Genomic DNA, 20,547 nt, shown 5'->3' with positions numbered 1-20,547 from the left:
CAAAAAAACCGCTGTTTCCAGCGGTTTTTTCGATCTATCCGGATTTCTACGGAAGAACAAATGGTGCCAGAAGAGGACTCGCATCGTATTATATTTGGTGTGCTATATCAGCAACATAGACGATGTGGTTTTTACGAAGGCCCGCAGAAAAGCCCGCATTTCAATGTGGTCTAGAGGTTCGAGTCTTTTCATGGGACTCGAATCTTCAGAAAATGGCAGATTTCCGCCATTTCTGCATCAAGAACAAAAGCGGAAAATTGGACACCTCGGGGACCGAAAGGCCCGCAAAAATTCGTTCCTGCATCGTTCCAACTCGACCCGCCTCATCTCATAGATCACATATGCCATGGCCTTTGGAGCGCCTATTGGTGGGCGGCTGCTCGACTGAGCGTCAAAAGGGCGGCGAGATCGCGCGCGGTCCTGGCCGCGCCCATCAGAGTTGCAGATCCTGGGCCGCACCAGTCGCCATAGCCCGCCAGCCATAGACGCGGCTCCTTGATCGATTGCTGACCGTCCACCAAGACACGTCCATCGGCCTCGACAACTTCCATAGAACGCAGATGGTCGAGCGCCGGTCGAAAGCCAGTGCACCAGACGATCGTGTCGACTGCCATCTCCGACCCATCGGGCCAGACGACACCCGTTTCCGTCATGCGCTCGAACGGACGGACGGAGCCAAGGTCTCCCCGTTCGCGCGCCTCCTTTACCGGCGGCACCATCACGATATCGCCGATACCGCCGACCGGCTCGTCGCCGGGTCCGGCCTTCATCCGGGCGACCGCGCGCTCGAACAGCACGCGCCCGTCGACATCGTCCGGGAGGAAGAGCGGATCGTGGGTGGTGACCCACAGCGCGCGAGTCACGGGCGCTACTTCGGCCATGATCTGGGCTCCGCTGTTGCCGCCGCCGACCACAAGCACGGTTTGCCCGGCATATTCTTCCGGCCGTGCATAATACGCCGAGTGGACCTGCTGGCCGACGAACAGATCACGTCCGGGAATGTCGGGGATGTAGGGCTTGGACCAGGTTCCGGTCGCAGTGACGACCTGGCGCGCGCCGATACGGCCCTGACTGGTCACCAGTTCGAAGCGGTCCGCTGCCCGTTCGATCGTCTCGACGCGAACCGGCCTGCGGATCGGGAACTGGTAGCGTTCTTCGTAGCGTGCGAGATAATCGAGCACATCGTCGCGTGTCGGGTAGCCTGCATGCGGCGGCGGAGGCATCAGCCACCCCGGCAGGGAACTATAGCCCGCCGGCGAGAACAGCCTCAGCGAATCCCAGCCATGCCGCCATGCGCCGCCGGGCCCGTCCTCGGCGTCGAGGATCAGGAAATCGGCGCCTGCACGGCGCAGGTAATAGCCTAGCGACAGGCCCATCTGGCCGCCGCCGATGATGACGATGTCATGCGTCTCCATTGCGTCAGGCTTGCAACCAGCGCTTGAGGTCGTCCTCCTTGGGCAGTCCGCCCGAATGGACGACCTTGCCATCGATCACGATGCCCGGCGTCGAAGCGATCCCGAACTTGGCCATCTCGGCATAATCGGTCACCTTTTCGACAATCACATCGAGCCCAAGATCCTTCGCGGCGGCCTCGACCATGTCCTGCGTCGTCTGGCATCGCTTGCAGCCGGGGCCGAGAACCTTGATGTCCTTCATGGCAATGATCCTTTCATGAAAAGAGGGCGTTGAACAGGAAGCCGACCGTGAGGATTCCGGTGCCGACGACCGCGATGAATACGGCGATCAGCCGGATGCTGAGCACCTTGCGCAAGATGATCATCTCGGGGAGCGAAAGCGCGATCACCGACATCATGAAAGCCAGCACCGTGCCAAGCGCGGCACCCTTGCCGAGCAGAGCCTCAATCACCGGAATGATCCCGGCAGCATTCGAATACATGGGGATGCCGAGCAGGACGGCGGCAGGGACCGACCACCAGGCATCTGCCCCCATGATACGCGACAGCAACTCTGCCGGGACATAGCCATGAATGAAGGCACCCGCCGCGATACCAGCGATGATCCAATACCAGACCTTGCTGACGATCTCCTTGACCGCTTCCCAACCAGCCTCGAACCGGTCGACCCAGGCCACGTGTTCGTCTTCAAGCTCGACCTCACCGGCACGCACTTCGCGCACCCAGGGTTCGAGCCAATTCTCAAGGTGCAGTCGGCCAATTATCCAGCCGGAGACAATCGCAACCCCGAGGCCAAAGGCAAGATAGGTCAGGGCGACCTTCCAGCCGACGAGCGCGAAGAGCAGGCCAAGCGCCACCTCGTTGATCATGGGCGCGGCAATCAGGAATGAGAAGGTCACACCGAGCGGAACGCCTGCGGAGACAAAGCCGACAAACAGCGGCACCGCCGAGCACGAGCAGAACGGCGTGACGATACCGAGATGGGCCGCTGCGATATTGCCCAGGCCTTCACGCTTGCCGGCGAGCAGCGCGCGGGTGCGTTCGGGTGAGAAAAATGTGCGCACGACACCCATGGCGAAGACCACGAGTGTCAGCAGCATCAGCACCTTGGGCGTATCGTAGAAGAAGAACTCGACCGAGGATGCGAGAGCGCTGCCCGGTTCGATCGGCATCTGCGCGACCAGCCACCGCGCGAATGGCAGCAGGCGGTTGTAGACCGCGAACCAGGCGATCACGAAGATAGCGATTCCGGCAAACCAGGCAGTCTGCGACCTGCGGGCCTGACCCAGCGATGCTGCCAGCGTGGTCATGTCAGGCAGCCCTTTTCTGACAGGCCGATTGCGGCAGCGGCGGTAAGGCCTGCAGGATGGCGTCGATGATCGCCATCCAAGCGGTCGACAGATCGGCACGCCTGCGATAGCGCACCCACTGCGCATCGCGCCGGTCGGTCAGGAGACCTACCAGTTTCAACCGCTGCATGTGCCTCGACATGCGCGATTGGGTCACGTCGAGACGGTCCATCAGCTCGCACACGCAGTGCTCTTCGCCGTCCCAAATGATTTGCAGGGCGCGGAGCCGCGTCGGCTCGGCAAGCGCGTTTAACAGGTCATCGATTCGCATTTCCATGCACCTTGCGTATGCGCCTGCCCGCATATGCGCTTTGACGCAGGTCAACCGAAAGTCATTAGTTCGATAATTCTCGAATCATCGATTGACGCGAAGTCCCGGGATCCATAATTCGACGAAACTGGAAGGATCGACGAATCATGGATGAACTGACCACACAGGTCTGGGCGGTCGATGCACTTGGCGCGCTTGCGCATGAGACGCGGCTCAGCGTGTTTCGGATGCTGGTGATAGCCGGTCCCGAAGGTCATGTCGCGGGCGCCATTGCCGAACGCGCTGGCGTGCCGCCTTCGACCATGTCGCACCATCTGGCGACGCTAGAGCGGGCTGGCCTCGTTCAGTCCGAGCGCGAGAGCCGCCTGATCCATTACCGCGTCGACTATGCCGCAATGCGCCGCCTGCTCACCTTCCTGATGCAGGATTGCTGCCAGGGCGCGCCGGAAATGTGCTCCGACCTCATGGCGGGGCTTCGCTGTGAAACCGCAAGCTGAAGGGTTCGGTATGTCCGACAAGGTCTACAATGTCCTGTTTCTCTGCACCGGCAATAGCGCCCGCTCGATCCTGGGTGAGGCGGTGATGAATAAGCTCGGTGATGGGCGATTTCGCGCTTACAGCGCTGGGAGCCAGCCCAAGGGTGAAGTCCACCCCATGGCGCTCTCGGTGCTCAACGGCATGGGCTACGACACGAGCGGCATGCGCTCGAAGAGCTGGGACGAGTTCTCCAAGCCCGGCGCGCCCGAATTCGATTTCATCTTCACGGTCTGCGACAATGCGGCCGGCGAGACCTGTCCCGTCTGGATCGGTCATCCGATGACTGCGCACTGGGGCATCGAGGATCCGGCCGCCGTCGAAGGCGATGGTCAGCGCGATGCCTTCATGCAGGCGCTGCGCTATCTCACCAATCGTATCTCGCTGTTCCTCACGCTGCCGCTCGCCAGCATCGATGCGATGGCAATGAAGCAGAAACTCAAGGAAATCGGCCGCAGCGAGGGCGCGAGCCCGCAGGCAGGAGCAGACAAGTGACCACTGACATCATCATCTACCACAATCCCGAATGCGGCACCTCGCGCAATGCGCTGGCCATGATCCGCAACGCCGGGATCGAACCGCATGTCGTTGAATATCTCAAGACGCCCCCAACGCGTGCCTTGCTCGAAAGCCTGATTGATCGTGCCGGGATCGGTGCGCGGGCCTTGCTGCGTGAAAAGGGCACGCCCTATGCCGAGCTTGGCCTCGGCAATCCCGATCTGACGGATGAGCAACTGATCGATGCGATGATGGAGCATCCGATCCTCATCAACCGTCCGCTGGTGGTCTCGCCACTGGGCGTGAAGCTGTGTCGTCCCTCCGAGGAAGTGCTCGACCTTATGCCCGCCGCCCAGCGCGGCGCTTTCGCCAAGGAAGACGGTGAACACGTGGTCGATGCCGCCGGCAATCGCGTGACCGGCTGAGTCTAAGGAAAGCCAATGACCGCACCAGCTAAGCGCGAACGCCTGTCGTTCCTCGACCGCTACCTCACCCTCTGGATTTTCCTCGCTATGGCGATCGGGGTCGGCCTTGGATCGAGCTTTGCCGGGCTGCCCAAGGCCATCGACAGCCTGTCGTGGGGCTCAACCAATATTCCCATCGCCATCGGCCTGGTGCTGATGATGTATCCGCCGCTGGCGCGGGTGCGCTACGAGGAACTGCCGGGCGTGTTCGAGGACAAGCGGGTGCTGGCGATCTCGCTGATCCAGAACTGGCTCATCGGTCCGACCCTGATGTTCGCGCTGGCGGTCATTTTCCTGAGCGACAAGCCGGAATACATGACCGGGCTGATCCTGATCGGTCTGGCCCGCTGCATCGCCATGGTCATCGTCTGGAACCAGCTCGCCAAGGGCGACAACCAGTATGTCGCAGCGCTGGTCGCGTTCAACTCGATCTTTCAAATCCTGTTCTTCTCGGTCTACGCTTGGTTCTTCCTCGCCTTCCTGCCGCCGCTGTTCGGGCTTGAAGGCAGCGTGATCCATGTGAGCTTCTGGACCATCGCCCAGGCCGTGCTGATCTATCTTGGCATTCCCTTCCTCGCGGGCTTCCTCACCCGCAAGTGGCTGGCCGCAGCCAAGGGGCAGGAATGGTACGAAGGCACCTTCTTGCCAAAGATCGGGCCGATCACGCTGGTGGCGCTGCTGTTCACGATCGTCGCCATGTTCAGCCTCAAGGGTAACGAGATCGTGACGCTCCCCGGCGACACGCTGCGCATCGCCATCCCGCTGACGATCTACTTCGTCGTCCAGTTCACCATCAGCTTCTTCATGGGCAAGCTGATCGAGAGCGACTATCCGCGCACGACGGCCGTGGCCTTCACTGCGGCGGGCAACAATTTCGAGCTGGCCATTGCGGTAGCTATCGCCGCCTTCGGCCTTGCCTCGCCGGTCGCCCTTGCCGCCGTCATTGGCCCGCTGGTCGAAGTCCCGGTGCTGATTCTGCTGGTCAATGTCGCCTTCTGGTTCGGACGGCGCTGGTTCCCTTCAACCGTTCCGGCAGGGGTGTGAGCATGAGCGAGACCCACTACTCCCGCCTGCGCCCGCTCAGCGACCCCGGCCACCTGCCCGCGCTCAAGCCCGAGTATGTCCATCGCCAACCGGCGCTGGGCCTCGGCAAGCTCGACCCGCCGCCGCGCGTGCTGCTGCTCTACGGGTCTTTGCGCGAACGCTCGTACTCGCGCCTTGTTGTCGAGGAAGCGGCACGGCTCCTCCAGTTCTTCGGCTGCGAGACGCGCATCTTCGATCCCTCGGATATGCCGCTGCCCGACCAGTTTACCGGCGACGATCATCCGGCGGTTCACGAGCTGCGCCAGCACTCGCTGTGGTCCGAGGCGCAGGTCTGGTGCAGCCCCGAGCGCCACGGACAGATCACCGGGATCATGAAAACCCAGATCGACCACCTGCCGCTCGCGATGAAGGGATTGCGCCCGACCCAGGGCCGCACGCTCGCGGTTATGCAGGTCAGCGCCGGATCGCAAAGCTTCAATAGCGTCAACACGCTGCGCATTCTCGGCCGCTGGATGCGGATGTTCACGATCCCCAACCAGTCGAGCGTCGCTAAGGCCTATGAGGAGTTTGACGAGGCAGGCCGGATGAAGCCATCCAGCTACTACGACCGGATCGTCGATGTGATGGAAGAACTGGTGCGCTTCACGGTGCTCTTGCGCCCTTACGCAGATCAACTTGTTGACCGCTATTCTGAACGCAAGGAACGGAATGAACCTGTCGACACGCATGTCGAAGCGGCGGGGCTCATTTCGAGATCGCCTTAAGATACTTCCTTCCAGTTCGCTGATTTTCGCTGCTTGACCCTCTGGTCACAACGGGCTGCATAGGGGCATCGACGCGAAAATCGCACAAGGAGTTCCCGGTGGCCGACAACTGTTGCGCGAGCGCCTGCGGTTCCAAGCAAACCCTCAATGACCCGCGCTGGCGGCGTGTGCTTTGGATCGCGCTTGGCCTCAATGCCCTGATGTTCGTGATCGAGATCGTTGCCGGATTCATGGCGCATTCGCGCTCGCTTCAGGCTGACGCACTCGATTTTCTGGGCGATGCCGCCAACTACGCAATCAGCCTCGGCGTGGCGGGGATGGCTCTTCAATGGCGCGCTCGCGCAGCCTTGATAAAGGGCATCACAATCCTGTTGTTCGGCATCGGGGTGCTGGCGTCCGCCGTATGGGGCCTATTGCACGGTGCAACGCCTGATCCGTTCGCCATGGGGATCGTCGGGTTCTTAGCATTACTCGTCAATATCTCGGTGGCGCTGATGCTTTATCGCTATCGAGCGGGCGATGCGAACATGCGCTCGGTCTGGATCTGCTCGCGCAATGATGCAATCAACAATGTGCTTGTGATCGCGGCTGGATTAGCCGTTCTATGGTTGGGTAGCGGCCTGCCTGATTTGTTGGTCGCCTTCGCGATGGCCGCTCTAGGCATCAGCGGAGGATGGCAAATCGTGCGCCAGTCCGTGCATGAGCTCCGGGAAAATCAGGCGCCAGCTGTATGACCGGTACCAGCTTGGATGCAGCGAGGCTTTAGCATGCCCGCTATTGTCCAGGGGCTGCTTTCAGCCACGAAAAACCCCGTCCTGCGACGGCTCGCACACAGCCGTCGCGACGCACTCGGGCAAAGTAGCTGCACCCGGCTCAGCTTCTGTGTACCACCTTGCGATGACGCACGATACGGACGGATCCGCGCCCGCACGAAACCTTCCGATGGCATTCGGCGGGGGGCGGTGATTGGCGCCCTTGGAGGGCTCATTGGCCTGGGCGGTGCTGAGTTCCGCCTGCCGCTGCTTATCGGCCCCTTCCGTTTCGGAGCCCTTGAAGCGGTCGTCCTCAACAAGGCAATGAGCCTCGTCGTTGTCGCCACGGCGCTCATCTTCCGAACCAGGACCGTCCCGCTCGACGCCGTCGCGACGCACTGGCCGATCATCCTCAATTTGCTCGCGGGCAGTCTCATCGGCGCCTGGTTCGGCGCCGGATGGGCCGTGCGGGCAAAGTCCGAGACGCTTTACAGGGTCATTGCCGTGCTGCTGACGATCATCGCGGTTGTGCTGCTGGTTGGCCACGGTTTCGCGGAGAGCCAACCGTTGCTGACAGGGATCTGGCAACTCGTCGCCGGCATTGTCTCAGGCCTTGCCATTGGCGTCGTCGCATCGCTGCTGGGTGTCGCGGGCGGAGAACTGCTGATCCCGACGCTCGTTCTATTGTTCGGCGCCGATATCAAGCTCGCCGGAAGCCTGTCGCTTGCGGTAAGCCTGCCGACAATGCTGGTTGGCTTCACTCGCTATAGCCGCGACCAGAGTTTTGCCGTGCTCGGCCACAACCGGACATTTCTGCTCGTTATGGCCCTTGGCTCGATCTGCGGAACTTTCATCGGCGGCCTGCTGCTGGGGCTCGTTCCTGCGTTTGTACTCTTACCCGCCCTGTCCGCGATCCTCTTCATCTCGGCTGCCAAAGTTTGGCGGCATCAGTGAAAGAAGCTTGATGACAACCCTCGTTCGCGCGGCAGGGTTGGCCAAGTGTCCTACGGAAAGCAGATCGTCGGGCGGGTGATATGGGCTGGTTTGCACGTCATCTGTTCGTTTTCCCATCTTAAGGCGTGAATAGGCCTGCCGGCTCCGCATAGCTCTTGATCGTGCGCTCGGGCCGCTCATGCCAGCCGATGTTGAACGCCCAGTATGTCGGAAAGAAATACAGCGTCGAAAAAGGCAGCTTCTCGTGCACCCAACGGGCCAGGATCCGCCAATCACCTGGCTCCTGATGCTTCGCCCAGAAACTGGGTACGACAACGCAAGCCATCGCCCCCATGCAGCCGTCAGCGTCGAGGCGATCCCAGATGTGCCCTGCGTAGTTGCTCTCATTCGAAGCGCAGGTGTAGCCGGCTTTCTTCTTGCGCTGCATGTCGTTGCAGAACCCGTTCACCTCGCACGAGCGGTAGGCGGAGCGGATGGCGATCCGTCCCCAGTGATCCTGCAGCGGTTCGAGCAGTTCCTCGCAGAGCCGCTTTCCGGCTTTGATGGCCAGCTCTGGGTCATCTGGCGCGTTGTTCAGCCCGTGGATCATGGCGACTTCCGAATAGAGCATGTCGCGCATGAAGAAGGATTTCGACAGCTGTACCCGGCCCAATTCCGTGAGCGAAGGAACGGTGCGTGCCGTCCCGAGCCGCTTGACCGGGTCCCCACTCGGCTCCGCTACCCATCCGATCCGCAGTTCAACACCATCGCAGACTTTTGTCGGACTCATTGTGCCCACTGGCGCCTCTGGAAAACCCATGGCCTCTGCAAAGGCCCGGTAATCGTCAAACCAGGAGCGTTTGGGGCAAAAGCTCTGAACGATCATCGCTGCATCGCGCGCGCAATAGCGTTGGGCTTCAATGACTGCGGAGGCCGTGCGGTGGATGAGCTGGTATCGGATTGTTCCGACCGTCGTCGGATCGAGATCGAGAATCCGGCATAGACGCTCCAGACGTGCCGGGCGTGCGGTCCCATCCCCTTTTGCCTCTGAAAGCCACTCCTGGACTGTCGGGCCGAAAGTCTCGTCCACTTTCGCCTCGACGGCCAGAACGCCAAGACGCCCATCAAGACGAAGGATTGCCATGAGGTCGGTCTGGCTCGGTCGCTGACCATCACCAAGGTCGACCGGGCGCTCAAAAAATGCATCGACCAACGTGGCTCCCTTGAACGCGGGGTCATGATCGAGAGCCAATTTCACTGAAGGCGGAAGCCCGTTCGCAGAAAACCAGAGGTCGGCCACCGATTTGGCAGAACGCCCTGGCTGCCAATGCGTTGGAGATCCGAGGTGATGGATCACGTCTTCGGGTCGCAATACCGGGACGTGCAGGCGGCGGATGGTCGATTCACTTTGCATGACGCCGAGCTTCTTGCCTTCCAGCATCATGTCAACATTAGATAATAGGCCCCGCGGTCATACGACGAGCTCACCTTGAGATGTTAAGAGATCCAAAAGGCCAGCGTGCCACATAGAAAGTCGCACGATATCGGAATTGAAGATATCTTAGGCGCGCAGGACCACGAACGCAAAATAGGGCCATGACACGATCTCTGCACGCCGATTTGGCGAAACGCTATTTTCTTGAGGACCTGCCCGGCGCGACTCAACTGGGCGCCCGGTTGAATGGGATTCTCTTGAAGATTGATGCAGGCGAACAAGTGACCGCGCTACAGCGGCAGTTTCTCGCCACGACCGGCCTGCATGCACTCGTCACCTTGGCCGAAGGTAAGACAACCCTGGGAGAGTTTCGGGCCGCGGCCGAGCAGGAGCAGAAAGTGCGCATTGAGGAGGCTGCGGTTAAGGCCCTGAAGGATGCGGCAGAATTAGCGGAACGCACTGAGGCCAGGGCGGCTGCAGTCCAGGCGACCTTTGCCGCCATGGCGAACGACCCGGCACTCCGTCGAAAGCGAGAGGCCAAGGAGCTACGACAGCGCTTCGGCGTGGGATATATCGAAAGCGAAGATTATCCGCGTGCAATGGGGCTTCTCAGGCAAGTCGCCAATGGCCAACGCCTCAAAGTCGATGACCTCGCATGGCTCAAGACCGAGGCCGATTACTGCTTTACCGACGAGCTGCAGAGAGCCTGGCATGCATTGGAAGCCGCAGCCCTGACCAAAGCTTGGGAAAGCAGTGGTGATACGTGGAATGCCGTGAATGCGAGCGGGCATTGGCGTAAGGCTGGTGAACCGGAGCGAGCCTTACGCCTGACCGATGCGGCATTGGCAAAGGTTGGGTCAAATCCCAAAATCAGGTCAGCCTTGGCAACGACGCGCGGCGGAGCAATGCGTGACCTACGCCGCCTCGACGAGGCGAAGGCACTGGCAAGCGAAGCGCATCAACTGACCTCAAGCGACTATAGACCATGCACTTTGTTGGGCGCTGTCCACATCGAGCTTGGGGACCTCCCTACAGGGCACGAATGGTATGCAAAGGCCGAGAGCCTGGGAGCGCCGCGCCAAGCGATCGACCATGAATTGCGAGGGTTGCTGATGCGCTCTTCCATTCAGGAACAGCAGCGCATTCGTGAATTTCTGCTTCGCCAGGATCCCGAACGCTTTTCTTGGCTCCGGCGTTGGCCCGGCAAAGTTCCAACCGCCACCCATTCGAAGTCCGCGCAAACGCTAAACAGTAAGGATCATACCGCATTAGCCGAGGCAGGTAGGCATGATCATCGTTCCCGATGATCCAGGCCCTGCAGGTCCCCACGAGGTATTGAAGGCGGCTGTCCGAAAGGTCTTCGACGGCGACGGCTTCCTGGCAGACGTCTGGCATCCCTATCGTGAGACTTGGGTCGAACGCGTCCCCTTCCGCTTTGCGTTCATCGACGCGCCTGAAATGGAGCAACCGTTCGGACCGGAAGCCAGAGACTTTTTGGTAGGTCTCATCGCGGACAAGGAGCTTCGCCTCGACCCGGTCGGCAAGGAGTCGACTGGCTACATGCCCATCGACCCGTACAAGCGGGTTCTGTGCATGGCATTCCTGACCGAGCAAATGGAGGTCGGCACGGTCGACTATTATCACGAAGGCAAGCGGGGCGCGGGTTCAGTCAAGCAAGCCCGCCCTGTCACGCGAAACATCGAGCTCGAGATGATCGTGAACGGGTGGGCTTGGGTGACCGAGCAATATGCGTTCGATCGCGAGACGGAATACTTCGAGGCTCAGGACGATGCCCGCAACAACCGGCGTGGGTTATGGGCAATGGACAATCCGGAGCCGCCATGGAACTTCAAGCGTCGTCAAAGGCGCAGGAGCCGCGCATCGGAGGGACAAGGCCGATTGCTTTAGGCCGACAGTGAAGGATCAGGCTGCCTCAGTAATCGCCGAAACGCGTAGCGACTGGCGCACTTACCGCACGCTTGACGACAGGCTCGCTCAATCGGTCGGCACGGCAAAGAATGGCAATCAGGCCTGATCCTCCAATCGATAATTCACTGTCTCGAAGAAGGGACCAATCCCGTCGGCTACGACGGCAACGTAGCCTTCGCGCTGTTCTTGGGTACGCCAGCGATTTTCCCACACGACGGCATAGGACCAGAGCTGGGTTCCGGCAGGCAATTCCGTGAGGAATTTCTCCCACGCCTCGTGAAGGTGACCAAAGGGCAATCGCGGGGCCCCGCCCAGGGGATCGTTGACGATTTCGTGCGCCTCGATTTCCTCGACCGTGAAAGAGCTGACGAGATCCTCCTTGCCCGGAGCAAAGATGCGCTCTTCGCTCTTTCGTTGCTTCTCATCTCGCCGCGAAGTCCACTTTTCATAGAGGATGAAGGGAACGAAAAGCGGCCAAAGGATCGTGGTTACGAGTACGACCAGGACGTAGGATCGGAGCGCCTGAGCCGGCGCGGGTCGCTTGGCCCGCTCGGAGAGACTGACCCAGATTTCCTTCGCCAGAATGGCGACCATGGGCACTGCCAGGACCAGCCCGATCACAAGATACCATTGCCAGTAGGGCATCGTGTCAGCTCTCACCCGAGCGATTGCCAAGGGTTGTCAGGGCGGCGATGCCATAGCCCTCTGGCGCATCTGGTTCTCCCGTTCCGTTCTCCCGAACCGAGCGCTCGATCAATTCGCCCTTGCTAAAGCGCAAGAGAAGGTCCCGCTCATAGGTGCTGCCATAGCCCATATGGACGTATTTGAGCTGCTTTCCCTGAGGAAGCCGAACCGTATCGGTGAACCAATGGGCAAAAACTCGCTCGCCATATCCCGGGAACACGGTTTCAAGCGTCGCTTCTTCACCGCTCTTCAGCCAGCCCTTCAACTGCGTGAGGTACAGCCGTCCGTCAATAACCTCCCAGGTGCCGACGTACCCTCTCCAGCAAGCCGTGTGCGGCGAACGAAATTCTGGTCGCTTGCCGCCTAAGCCGAAGAAATCGCCCAATGGCTCCGAGCACATTGAGTGTTCACGCCCCTCAAAAATCAACCGCTCAGGCGTTTGCGCGGTCATGGCTCACCTCCCGGTTGATCAGGCAATTAGACCCGACAGAACGGCAACCTTCTTGGCCCCGACTTGGTTGGGCATGCGGTTGTTGAGCATGTCGCGGACTGCCGCCCGGACACCATCGATATCGCCGTCTTCAGCACAGGCCATGCCCCGCTCTACAATGCTGTCGTGTAGGGGCTTGTCGAGCGCGGCGTAGCGTTCTCCGGCAAGATCCGCGAACATCCCCAGAATGAACTCCGGCTGCTCGTAAAGCGCATTGTAGAACGTCGCGTACAGCTGGTCGATGATCTGGCGAGCCTTGGCCCAGTCCTCGCGGCCGATAGCCTCGCGAGCGCTATGCCCGAGCTGATTCAGGCGCTCCACAGTGCCGCGATCGAGCTTTTCGACCAGTTCGGAAACAGCATCTTCAAAGGCCGCCAGGTCCCTGAGCATGACAGCGTGGCGATTGTCCGGAGCGTCACGCAACCGGGCCAATTCCTGCTGGATGTGCAGTGCCTCCTCGGTTGCCGCGCGGCGGGCCTCGGCGTCGGCAGAGTTCTCGAGGAGTTCTTCCATCCGGGTAAGGCGCCGCGTCAGCGTGGAGATTTCCGGGGCGTTCTTTTGGCGCAGAGCATCCTGGGTTTCGGTGAGGGCTTGCCGGGCGCTATCGAGCTGTGCCCGCGCGAGCTCAGCTCCTTCCTCGCCGTCAAAGTTGCGGTGCCCCACTTCCGGGACATAGAAGTTCTTCTGCTGAATGCTGAGCCCGAGGTCCGGGATCTCGACTTCGCAGGCAATCAGGCCGTTGTCGTCCATCTGCCAATGGATGTTGATCGGCGAGCCCGCTTGCAAGCGTTGCCCGGGATCGAGCACTTCCTCGGCTGCAATGCGGAACACGCCGATCGGCAGGTTGAGCACGGGATCATCGACGCCCTCAGCCTGATTGTAGATCTCAACGTCAAATCTGCCTTCTTCTCCACCGATCAAGGTCTCGCGGAGACGGAAGTTCTCCGTGCCCTGCGCGGGAAGAGGAGTGCCCTTGGTGATGAGTGGAACCAGAACATTCCGTCGTTCGGCGGCCGGGCCTTTGGCGACTTTCACCGATACGGTCTGGGTTGCCGGAATCGCCGTGGCGGTCGCTTCTGTGCGAACAATGACGATGTGCTGTACGTCGCAAAGCCTGCGGCCATCCTCACCGACAACTTCAATCGAGAATGCGTTTTCGCCCATGAGGGCGAGAGGGAGGGGAAGCGTCTCGTCGCCGTCGAAAGGCGCGAACCCCGAATCATATCCTTCCGGGCCGGTGACTCTCACCTTGCAGCCGCCACCGGGCAGGTTCGCGCGCAGCTTTAGCCTGGCCCGTTGATCGGAGGCACGTGCAGTAAAGTCGAGGCGAAGGTCGATTTCACCCTTCACGGCCTTTGACCCACGCGCGCTCTTACGGCGTCCCTTGGCCTCGTCCCATTCACGGCTTTCGGCAAAGATCGCAGCGCCTCGCGCGACTGCAGTCATCGGATCGCATTTCAGATCGGCAGGGATGCCGAGGGAGGTGCTCACATGTTCGCGCACGATTGGCATCTTCGACGGTCCGCCAATGAAGACGATCCGGTCGATGTCTTCATGACTGAGGCTGTTGTCCTTTAGGATCTTTCGGCACAGATCGATGCTGTCGTCGATCCGGTCGGTAATCAGTCCCTCTAGGGTCTTACGGTCCAACGGGCACTCTACGTAAATCGGCTCTCCGTCGCTGTCCTCGGCACGAACGTCCTCGTCGCTGAGAAAGATCACCGTGTCCTGCTTGGTGGAAAGCTCAACCTTGGCCTGCTCGGCCTTGAGGCGAGCCACCGCAAAGAGGCGTTTATATGCCGGCAGGGTTGTGACATTTGCGGGCAGCGCAAAATGGGCATCCAGCCACGGCCGGATAACGGAGTCCACGATAACCCGGTCGAAGTCACGACCGCCCAGCATGTTGATGCCTTCGTGGGCTATGACTGTGACAGAGCCCGACGTCGCCTCGACCAGGGCCACGTCGAAGGTGCCGCCACCTAGGTCGTAGACCAGGAACCGGCCATCCCGCCTCGTTGCACCTTCGAGGGCTGCCATGGCTGCTGCGATTGGCTCCTGGAGCAATCCGACTTGCTCGAGGCCGGCCATATGGGCCGCCTTGATTGTAGCCTCTGACTGCATCTGGTTAAAGGCTGCCGGAATCGTGATGATGGCGCCGGTTACGTCGATCCCGCCCAGTTCGGCCTCAACCTGCCGCAGCAGTGTTTTGACGATCTCGGCGCTCGCTTCCTCGGGCGTAATGCTCTTACCAGCGGCGGCCAGATCGAGATGGCTCGAAGTGCCCATAAGGCGCTTGAAGCCTTGGGCAACGTTGCCCGGAGCAAGCTCCGCCTGCGCATGGGCCCGGCTACCTACCAGCATGTGGCCGCGTCGATCGAAGTAGATCATGCTTGGCAGGACATCCCGCCCGTCATCAGTCTTGAACAGGCGGAGACCCTCACTGTCGCGACCGACGATAGCCGAGTTCGAAGTCCCAAGATCAATCCCAATGTACATTACACGCCCCCTGCGGCCGCTACGACGCGACCTACTGAAACAATCCGTGACCCGGCAACAACCGCGGGCTCAATAGTGCTTTCCACGATAACCCCGGGTTGTCCCTCGAACTCATCGGCATTGATGGCAACGATCGGCATCTCCGCGGCGATCGCCTGCCCTTCAAAAGTCGCAAGCTGCAGCCCGTAAGCTTCCAGATGGGTCGAGAGGCGACCTGCCGAAAAGCGCGCCTGAGCCTGCAGACGTGCAGATTTCTCTGCAGGCGCTTCGGATGCGAGGCGTTCAAAGGATCGCAGAAGCTTCCAGTAGTCGACGGCCAGAGCCCCGAGGATTGTCTCCGCATCCGCACTCATTACTCGCTCCCGATAATGTCTTGCGCCTCAGCGCGAATATTCGTCTGATCGTTCGCCATTTCCCTGTTGACGGTGTCCATATCAGAATCGCGGTAACGGAAGCTCCCGCACCGCGAGTTATAGTCTTCAATGGCGGAGTTGAAGCGATCGATCTGTGGGTTGGACATCTGCTCATTCTGCACTGCTTCCAGCCGTGCCTTTTGCCGCTTGCAGTAACGCAATTCAGAGACCGAGACCGTCCGATAGGTCTGATAGGGCGCGGGCGGGGTCTCGATCTGAGAGCTGCCTGCATCATCCGCGTAGGGCGCTGCGGCTGCAGCTTCGGATGCGGCAGCGGCCGCGTCAGATGCCGCCGCAGCGGCAGCAGCAGCAGCAGCTGTGTTGCCCGTAACATTGGCCGGAGCCGTAACTTCGATCGGGTCGCTCGGATAGTCGTAGGACGTGCTGGCCGATGTGTCGTAGCTCGAGCCGGAATTCGAGTTATCGTTGGCGACAATGATCGCGAGGATAATGGCGGCAAAAACGCCCCATCCGATGAATTTCCGCGTCCGGGCCTTCTTGCGCTCAACGATAGCCGAACGGACACCAAGTAGGATCCCGCGGGTCTCTGTGTCAGCGCCATCAAGCATGCCTTCGGCAAGGCGATCGGCCTCGTCCAACTGGCCGAGCTTCATCGCCTCGGTCATCGCGTTGAAATCGATATTGCGCTGCAACGTCTTCAGGTCGCCTTCCAGCGCCTTGATCACATCAACCGGCAATGAGGAGCGGTGCTTGAGTAGCCCCTTCACGATCGCCAGTGCCGCATGGTTGTCGTTGGACTCGTTGCACAGATCAATGCCGAGATTACGAACCAGGCGGGCACCCATGCCGTTGAGTTCGATATCGCTCGACATGCGGATCAGGGAAGCAAATGCACCATGCATTTCCCGAACCGGCGTTCGCGCCTCAGCGCTGAAGCCAGACTTTCTGAGGCCCGCGCAGGTCTCGGAATGGCGACCGTCGGCATCCGATACGGCCTTGCCGAGTGGCGCGAGTAATTCTGTTTTGGCCTTCTGGGAGGACAAGTCAGAAAGCGTCTCGATATCCTCCTCGAGCTTCCCTGCCGCATCAGGGAGCTCCGAGAAGACTTCGGCGGCAAGTTCGCTGATGGCCAAGGCTTGCGAATATAGCCCTCGCTCATTGGCGAATGAGAGGCAGACGTCCCGGATCTCTCCAAACAGTTCTCGGGAATGATGCTCATCGATCCCTCTTGCGCGGTCCGCATTCTGAAGGGGCTGCGCCAGCCTGTCCCAAGCACGAAGATCGGTCGCCAAAGCCGTGATTAGGCGCCGGTCTTCAGGATCGGCATCAACGGCAGCCAGACTATCACGCACCTTGGCGGCGGCGTGGCCAAGTTCGGGAGCGATCCGAGACTCATACTCCTGAAGCAATGCCTCCAGGAAAGCACGTCCACTCGGGCCAGCGCAGGACAGTTCATCGGCCCAAGTGGCGAGATGGTCTACGCCCTCATCGTTTGCGAGGATCGCATCCAAGGCGGCGCGGGCATGAACCAACCTGAGCCGATTGAGCGCAGTTTTGACTTGCGCGGGCTCGACCGGACCGAAACCAGAGACTGAGCGCAAGGCATTCAGAGCTTGGGATATTTCGTCGAAATCCAATGCCTCGTAGGCCGCCACCAGCTGATCCGCGTGTTCGAACCGCTCGCTCGGGTTGCCAATGCCGCACAGGTGCGCAGAAAGGTTAATGAGGTCCAGGCCAGCGACTTCGCGGAAAGGAAGGCCGCGAGCTCCGTTTCTCAGGGACGAAAGGATGGTCTTGGCAGTCGAAGGCTTCGTATCAATGAAGTACCCTAACTCGCTTTCGAGCCGGTCACGCGGTGATATCAGAGACTGCTGGGCACGATTGAGAACGGCTTCAGCTTTATGATTATCTGCCTCCAGAAGCGCATCTTGGTAGGCATCTTCGAGTTGCGCCCGATTTGCTCGGGGCGTCACATCCAATAGTGCGAAGGCATTTTTCGTTAAGTCAAACGCCGCCACCCCATTGCACTCCATACTTCATGTTGGAAAATTAGACCAAAGAAAGCCGAATAAGCAGTTCCTGTGGTTAAGAAAAGTTTAGCCGACTGTCCCCCAAAGCGCTACTTGGCATAAAGCATGGCGGCGGCCAGGAGGCAACGTTGAGAGTAAACTTACCAGCGCCGGATTTACATCCCGTTGCGAGCCCGAGTGCGCAGTCAAATTTCCAACCGCGCCCGTGACGCGCATTGGCGAATGTGGCAGCAAAACCCCTAATGCTTGGACGATCCCGCACATACCGGCCCAGCCTTTGGGCACGCCTTTTCTTGTCGGAGAATTGGAAGCTGGTCCTCAGCCCCGCTTTCCAGGATCGGCTTAGCCTGAAATCGACTGGCCAGGACGAAATCCCGTGCCTTGGGGTCACCTCTGTTTCGTCAACCAAGGCCCTGCTTTGGCACACCGTCGAAATCCGGTCGAAGGGCCGTATCGATGCCCTGTCCGGCCTGACCGCCAAGGCAACTCAGACTTTACGCGACGACTTGCTGGCTTTCGTGAACCAGCACCTCGCGGATCTCATCGATTCCGACAAGGAACGCCTGCGCGAGGTCGATAGCAAAATTCGCGCGATCACCGACAGCAACAGGCAATATCTTGCTCATGCCGACGTCAGCCGGGCGATTGCAAGCGTCCCAGGGAATGCGTCACTGGCATTGGCGCACCCCTTGTTCGATGCAGCTCTTATCCCGGATGCGCTCAGGGCCTATCTGCCAACCTCATTTGAGATGCTCACCGATCCGGGCGTTCGTAGCCGTTACAACGAAAACTTCGTTGTGCACGAGATGCGAAAATTCGAGGAATTCTTCGCCGACCTTGGCGGATTTTCACTCTCTCAGGAGCAGCGCGAGGCGTGCATCCGCCTGGAAGACAACAACCTGCTCGTCGCATCGGCCGGATCAGGCAAGTCTGCGACCATGGTCGGGAAAGTGGCCTATGTCCTCGAGAAGGGGCTCTACGATCCGAGCGAGATCCTCGTTCTCGCTTTCAACAAGAGCGCCGCTGACGAACTGAAGGAACGGATCGCCAGGCAGCTAAATGTCGAAGAGGAAACGCTGGAATGCCGGGTGACGACGTTTCATGCGCTCGGCCGGGGCATCATCGAAGAGACGGAAGGCCGACCACCGCAGCTGGCCAACTGGGTCGAGCATCCGGCCGGCGAAGCCCGTGTGATCGACAAGATCATACGCGAGCTGATGGAGGCAAATGAAGAGTTTCGCCGGCTATGGATCGATCTCCTATCCATTTTGCCGAAGGCTGACATCCCGGCGGAGGTCTTTGACTCGGAAGCGGACTACAATCGCTACATAGCCGATCGCAACGACAAGGGTGGCAGCACCATCGGCACGCTTGCCGACGTGTATGTGAAATCCCTTCAGGAGCAGCGGATCGCGAATTGGTTGTGGGTTCATTCGGTCGAGTTCGAGTATGAGAAGCAGATCTCGTTCAAGGAAGAGGACGGGAATGAACGCTTTGTCCAGCCTGACTTCCACTACCCCTGACCGACACGTTCCACGAGCATTTCGCGATCAACGCGGATGGTTCCTCGCCCTTTGCGAACTACGCCGAGCACACAAAGGGCAAACGCGCCGGGTACAAGCGCGAAGAGTTGGATTTCTTCGAGACAACCTCAGCGCAGGCGCGCGATGGAACGCTGTTGCCGCATCTCGAGGCAGAGCTGACCAGACGCGAAATTCCGCTGACCGAGAAAAGTGTCGATGAGATCCTCAAGGCGATCGAGCCGGTGGTGATCACGCACTACCAGAAGCTGATTGGGGTTTGCATCAAGCATATCCGGGCTAGCCAGCTTACGCTGGAGATGCTGCTCGAGCGGGCCAAGTCCCTCCATGACAAACCCCGCGCGCAACATTTCGCGCGTGCGGTCTGGCTGATCACCGAAGCCTATTCACGCAAGCTCGACGAGGCGAAGCGTATCGACTTCGATTCGATGATCGGCGACGCAGTACGGCTCGTCGAGACTGGGCGCTATCAGAGCCCATATTCGCTGATCCTGGTGGACGAGTTTCAGGACATCTCGGACCCGAGGGCCAATCTGATCAAGGCGCTCAAGCACCAGAAACCGTTCACGAAGGTTTTTGCTGTCGGCGACGATTGGCAGTCGATCTACCGCTTTGCCGGTTCGGACATTACGATCTTCACCCAGTTCGAGGCGAACTTTGGCGCTTGCTGGCAAGGTCGGCTCGAACAGACCTACCGCTGCAACCAGCTGCTCGCCGACACCGCCGCAGGCTTCGTCCAGCGCAATCCAGAGCAGATCAGGAAGACAGTACGGTCGACGCGCGCCGCCATAACGCGATCAATCCGGGTCATTCCTGTAAGCGTCGAGTGGCGCAAACCGAGCTTTCCGAAAGCCTGTTTCCAGCTGCTCGATCGCCTGAACACATTCCTTGAAGGCATTGCGGGCCAGTGGCGGCGTGAGGCGGGGCAAAAGCTGAAGGTGCTGGTCTTGTGGCGTTACAACCTGTTGGATCCATTCCACGGTCGGCACCCGGAATTTTCGGCGATCGAGGTCACCGGCTTGTCGTTTCATCGCTCCAAGGGCCTGGAAGCCGACTACACGATCCTGCTCGACGTTAGCGAAGGCGATTATGGCGTTCCAAGCCGGATCGAAGACGACGAGCTGCTCAATCTCGTTATCCCGCGTCCGGAGACGTTTGCCTATGCGGAAGAGCGCCGGCTCTTCTATGTCGCTCTCACCCGCGCAAGCAGAGGGGCGTTTATCCTCTGCAATAGACGCAAGCCCTCACGCTACATTCGCGAGCTTTGCGAGATCGCCGGCAACGAAGTCCGGTTTGAAACCATCGATGGGAAGGAACTCGATCAGTGTCCCAGTTGCCTGGTCGGCGAGTTGGTTGAACGCAAAGGGCGGAACGACACGACTTTCTATGGCTGCAATCAGTTCCCCGAGTGCCGCCACACGCAGCAGACAGCTCCGGCCTTGGCAAAGATCGCTTGATCGACTGCCTGCCCGCAGAAATCTTTTATCTCAGTCGACCGGGCGACTGCACTACATACGAGGAAAAATCGTAAGGAAATAGTGCGC

Annotated in this window: 21 protein-coding genes; 11 read left to right on the top strand and 10 right to left on the bottom strand. The window is 59.9% G+C overall.

From position 1 onward, the window contains the following. Positions 1 to 362: 362 nt before the first annotated feature. The 4 genes from CJD35_RS05505 to CJD35_RS05490 are packed head-to-tail and all read right to left on the bottom strand — an operon-like array spanning position 363 to position 3,035. Positions 363 to 1,415 carry an ArsO family NAD(P)H-dependent flavin-containing monooxygenase gene (locus CJD35_RS05505; RefSeq protein WP_095686898.1) on the bottom strand — a complete coding sequence of 351 codons (1,053 nt, stop codon included), beginning with the start codon at positions 1,413 to 1,415 and terminating at the stop codon, positions 363 to 365. 4 nt (positions 1,416 to 1,419) lie between these two features. Then, complete coding sequence (locus CJD35_RS05500) at positions 1,420 to 1,656, bottom strand: thioredoxin family protein (protein WP_095686897.1); 237 nt, start codon at positions 1,654 to 1,656, stop codon at positions 1,420 to 1,422. A 13-nt stretch (positions 1,657 to 1,669) separates the two neighbouring features. Further along, positions 1,670 to 2,725 (bottom strand): permease, encoded by a 1,056-nt coding sequence (locus CJD35_RS05495; protein WP_095686896.1) that lies wholly within the window; start codon positions 2,723 to 2,725, stop codon positions 1,670 to 1,672. 1 nt (position 2,726) lies between these two features. Next, positions 2,727 to 3,035, bottom strand: coding sequence for an ArsR/SmtB family transcription factor (locus tag CJD35_RS05490; RefSeq protein ID WP_244917223.1), 309 nt, complete (start codon positions 3,033 to 3,035; stop codon positions 2,727 to 2,729). A 146-nt stretch (positions 3,036 to 3,181) separates the two neighbouring features. Here CJD35_RS05490 and CJD35_RS05485 point away from each other — a divergent pair, with 146 nt between their 5' ends. The 7 genes from CJD35_RS05485 to CJD35_RS05455 all read left to right on the top strand — a co-directional run bounded on the left by CJD35_RS05485 (position 3,182) and on the right by CJD35_RS05455 (position 8,045). After that, on the top strand, positions 3,182 to 3,532 hold the full coding sequence (locus tag CJD35_RS05485) for an ArsR/SmtB family transcription factor (protein ID WP_095686894.1): 351 nt from the start codon (positions 3,182 to 3,184) through the stop codon (positions 3,530 to 3,532). A 10-nt stretch (positions 3,533 to 3,542) separates the two neighbouring features. Continuing rightward, entirely contained in the window at positions 3,543 to 4,064 is a 522-nt protein-coding gene (locus CJD35_RS05480; RefSeq protein WP_095686893.1) for an arsenate reductase ArsC, read from the top strand. Beyond that, the gene (gene arsC, locus CJD35_RS05475) at positions 4,061 to 4,492 is read left to right on the top strand and encodes an arsenate reductase (glutaredoxin) (RefSeq protein WP_095686892.1); all 432 of its coding nucleotides are present in this window, start codon (positions 4,061 to 4,063) and stop codon (positions 4,490 to 4,492) included. The genes CJD35_RS05480 and arsC overlap by 4 nt, the downstream gene beginning before the upstream one ends. 15 nt (positions 4,493 to 4,507) lie before the next feature. Continuing rightward, positions 4,508 to 5,575 (top strand): ACR3 family arsenite efflux transporter, encoded by a 1,068-nt coding sequence (arsB, locus tag CJD35_RS05470; protein ID WP_095686891.1) that lies wholly within the window; start codon positions 4,508 to 4,510, stop codon positions 5,573 to 5,575. Positions 5,576 to 5,577: 2 nt separating this feature from the next. Next, positions 5,578 to 6,339, top strand: a complete 762-nt coding sequence (gene arsH / locus CJD35_RS05465; protein WP_095686890.1) for an arsenical resistance protein ArsH — start codon at positions 5,578 to 5,580, stop codon at positions 6,337 to 6,339. A gap of 98 nt (positions 6,340 to 6,437) precedes the next feature. Continuing rightward, positions 6,438 to 7,073, top strand: coding sequence for a cation efflux transmembrane domain-containing protein (locus CJD35_RS05460; protein ID WP_095686889.1), 636 nt, complete (start codon positions 6,438 to 6,440; stop codon positions 7,071 to 7,073). 228 nt (positions 7,074 to 7,301) lie between these two features. Next, entirely contained in the window at positions 7,302 to 8,045 is a 744-nt protein-coding gene (locus tag CJD35_RS05455) for a sulfite exporter TauE/SafE family protein (RefSeq protein WP_244917222.1), read from the top strand. A 118-nt stretch (positions 8,046 to 8,163) separates the two neighbouring features. Here CJD35_RS05455 and CJD35_RS05450 read toward each other — a convergent pair whose 3' ends face one another. Further along, a complete protein-coding gene (locus CJD35_RS05450) occupies positions 8,164 to 9,468 on the bottom strand; it encodes a DUF6946 family protein (protein WP_095686887.1) in 1,305 nt (434 codons plus the stop codon). A gap of 176 nt (positions 9,469 to 9,644) precedes the next feature. Here CJD35_RS05450 and CJD35_RS05445 point away from each other — a divergent pair, with 176 nt between their 5' ends. Together CJD35_RS05445 and CJD35_RS05440 are read left to right on the top strand one after the other, a co-directional pair. After that, positions 9,645 to 10,766, top strand: a complete 1,122-nt coding sequence (locus tag CJD35_RS05445; RefSeq protein ID WP_095686886.1) for a tetratricopeptide repeat protein — start codon at positions 9,645 to 9,647, stop codon at positions 10,764 to 10,766. Continuing rightward, the gene (locus tag CJD35_RS05440) at positions 10,747 to 11,367 is read left to right on the top strand and encodes a thermonuclease family protein (protein ID WP_095686885.1); all 621 of its coding nucleotides are present in this window, start codon (positions 10,747 to 10,749) and stop codon (positions 11,365 to 11,367) included. The genes CJD35_RS05445 and CJD35_RS05440 overlap by 20 nt, the downstream gene beginning before the upstream one ends. Positions 11,368 to 11,484: 117 nt before the next feature. On the opposite strand, the gene CJD35_RS05435 is transcribed toward CJD35_RS05440, so the two are convergent. Genes CJD35_RS05435 through CJD35_RS05415 form a run of 5 tightly spaced genes read right to left on the bottom strand, consistent with a single transcriptional unit; the run spans position 11,485 to position 17,450 of the window. Next, a complete protein-coding gene (locus CJD35_RS05435) occupies positions 11,485 to 11,982 on the bottom strand; it encodes a hypothetical protein (protein WP_157742284.1) in 498 nt (165 codons plus the stop codon). 55 nt (positions 11,983 to 12,037) lie between these two features. Next, a complete protein-coding gene (locus CJD35_RS22355; protein ID WP_157742283.1) occupies positions 12,038 to 12,523 on the bottom strand; it encodes a hypothetical protein in 486 nt (161 codons plus the stop codon). Between the two features lie 18 nt (positions 12,524 to 12,541). Continuing rightward, on the bottom strand, positions 12,542 to 15,058 hold the full coding sequence (locus CJD35_RS05425; RefSeq protein ID WP_095686883.1) for an Hsp70 family protein: 2,517 nt from the start codon (positions 15,056 to 15,058) through the stop codon (positions 12,542 to 12,544). Beyond that, entirely contained in the window at positions 15,058 to 15,411 is a 354-nt protein-coding gene (locus CJD35_RS05420) for a hypothetical protein (protein WP_095686882.1), read from the bottom strand. The genes CJD35_RS05425 and CJD35_RS05420 overlap by 1 nt, the downstream gene beginning before the upstream one ends. Next, positions 15,411 to 17,450 (bottom strand): hypothetical protein, encoded by a 2,040-nt coding sequence (locus CJD35_RS05415; protein WP_157742282.1) that lies wholly within the window; start codon positions 17,448 to 17,450, stop codon positions 15,411 to 15,413. The genes CJD35_RS05420 and CJD35_RS05415 overlap by 1 nt, the downstream gene beginning before the upstream one ends. Positions 17,451 to 17,686: 236 nt before the next feature. On the opposite strand from CJD35_RS05415, the gene CJD35_RS22935 reads away from it, so the two are divergent. Together CJD35_RS22935 and CJD35_RS22930 are read left to right on the top strand one after the other, a co-directional pair. Further along, on the top strand, positions 17,687 to 18,985 hold the full coding sequence (locus CJD35_RS22935) for a UvrD-helicase domain-containing protein (protein WP_244917221.1): 1,299 nt from the start codon (positions 17,687 to 17,689) through the stop codon (positions 18,983 to 18,985). 107 nt (positions 18,986 to 19,092) lie between these two features. Further along, positions 19,093 to 20,460, top strand: coding sequence for a UvrD-helicase domain-containing protein (locus CJD35_RS22930; RefSeq protein WP_244917220.1), 1,368 nt, complete (start codon positions 19,093 to 19,095; stop codon positions 20,458 to 20,460). Positions 20,461 to 20,547: the final 87 nt, after the last annotated feature.

The sequence above is a fragment of the Sphingobium xenophagum genome (assembly GCF_002288285.1).
In the GTDB taxonomy this organism is placed as follows: Bacteria; Pseudomonadota; Alphaproteobacteria; order Sphingomonadales; family Sphingomonadaceae; genus Sphingobium; species Sphingobium xenophagum.
This window is presented reverse-complemented; position numbering and strand designations above follow the sequence as displayed.

Bases quoted from the DNA above. Each gene is read 5' to 3' on its own strand.
- CJD35_RS05480 (WP_095686893.1), top strand. From the start codon at position 3,543: ATGTCCGACAAGGTCTACAATGTCCTGTTTCTCTGCACCGGCAATAGC.
- CJD35_RS05490 (WP_244917223.1), bottom strand. From the start codon at position 3,035: ATGCGAATCGATGACCTGTTAAACGCGCTTGCCGAGCCGACGCGGCTC.
- CJD35_RS05500 (WP_095686897.1), bottom strand. From the start codon at position 1,656: ATGAAGGACATCAAGGTTCTCGGCCCCGGCTGCAAGCGATGCCAGACG.
- CJD35_RS05420 (WP_095686882.1), bottom strand. From the start codon at position 15,411: ATGAGTGCGGATGCGGAGACAATCCTCGGGGCTCTGGCCGTCGACTAC.
- CJD35_RS05440 (WP_095686885.1), top strand. From the start codon at position 10,747: ATGATCATCGTTCCCGATGATCCAGGCCCTGCAGGTCCCCACGAGGTA.
- CJD35_RS05450 (WP_095686887.1), bottom strand. From the start codon at position 9,468: ATGATGCTGGAAGGCAAGAAGCTCGGCGTCATGCAAAGTGAATCGACC.
- CJD35_RS22355 (WP_157742283.1), bottom strand. From the start codon at position 12,523: ATGACCGCGCAAACGCCTGAGCGGTTGATTTTTGAGGGGCGTGAACAC.
- CJD35_RS05435 (WP_157742284.1), bottom strand. From the start codon at position 11,982: ATGGTCGCCATTCTGGCGAAGGAAATCTGGGTCAGTCTCTCCGAGCGG.
- CJD35_RS05505 (WP_095686898.1), bottom strand. From the start codon at position 1,415: ATGGAGACGCATGACATCGTCATCATCGGCGGCGGCCAGATGGGCCTG.
- CJD35_RS05485 (WP_095686894.1), top strand. From the start codon at position 3,182: ATGGATGAACTGACCACACAGGTCTGGGCGGTCGATGCACTTGGCGCG.
- arsB (WP_095686891.1), top strand. From the start codon at position 4,508: ATGACCGCACCAGCTAAGCGCGAACGCCTGTCGTTCCTCGACCGCTAC.
- arsH (WP_095686890.1), top strand. From the start codon at position 5,578: ATGAGCGAGACCCACTACTCCCGCCTGCGCCCGCTCAGCGACCCCGGC.
- CJD35_RS05495 (WP_095686896.1), bottom strand. From the start codon at position 2,725: ATGACCACGCTGGCAGCATCGCTGGGTCAGGCCCGCAGGTCGCAGACT.
- CJD35_RS05425 (WP_095686883.1), bottom strand. From the start codon at position 15,058: ATGTACATTGGGATTGATCTTGGGACTTCGAACTCGGCTATCGTCGGT.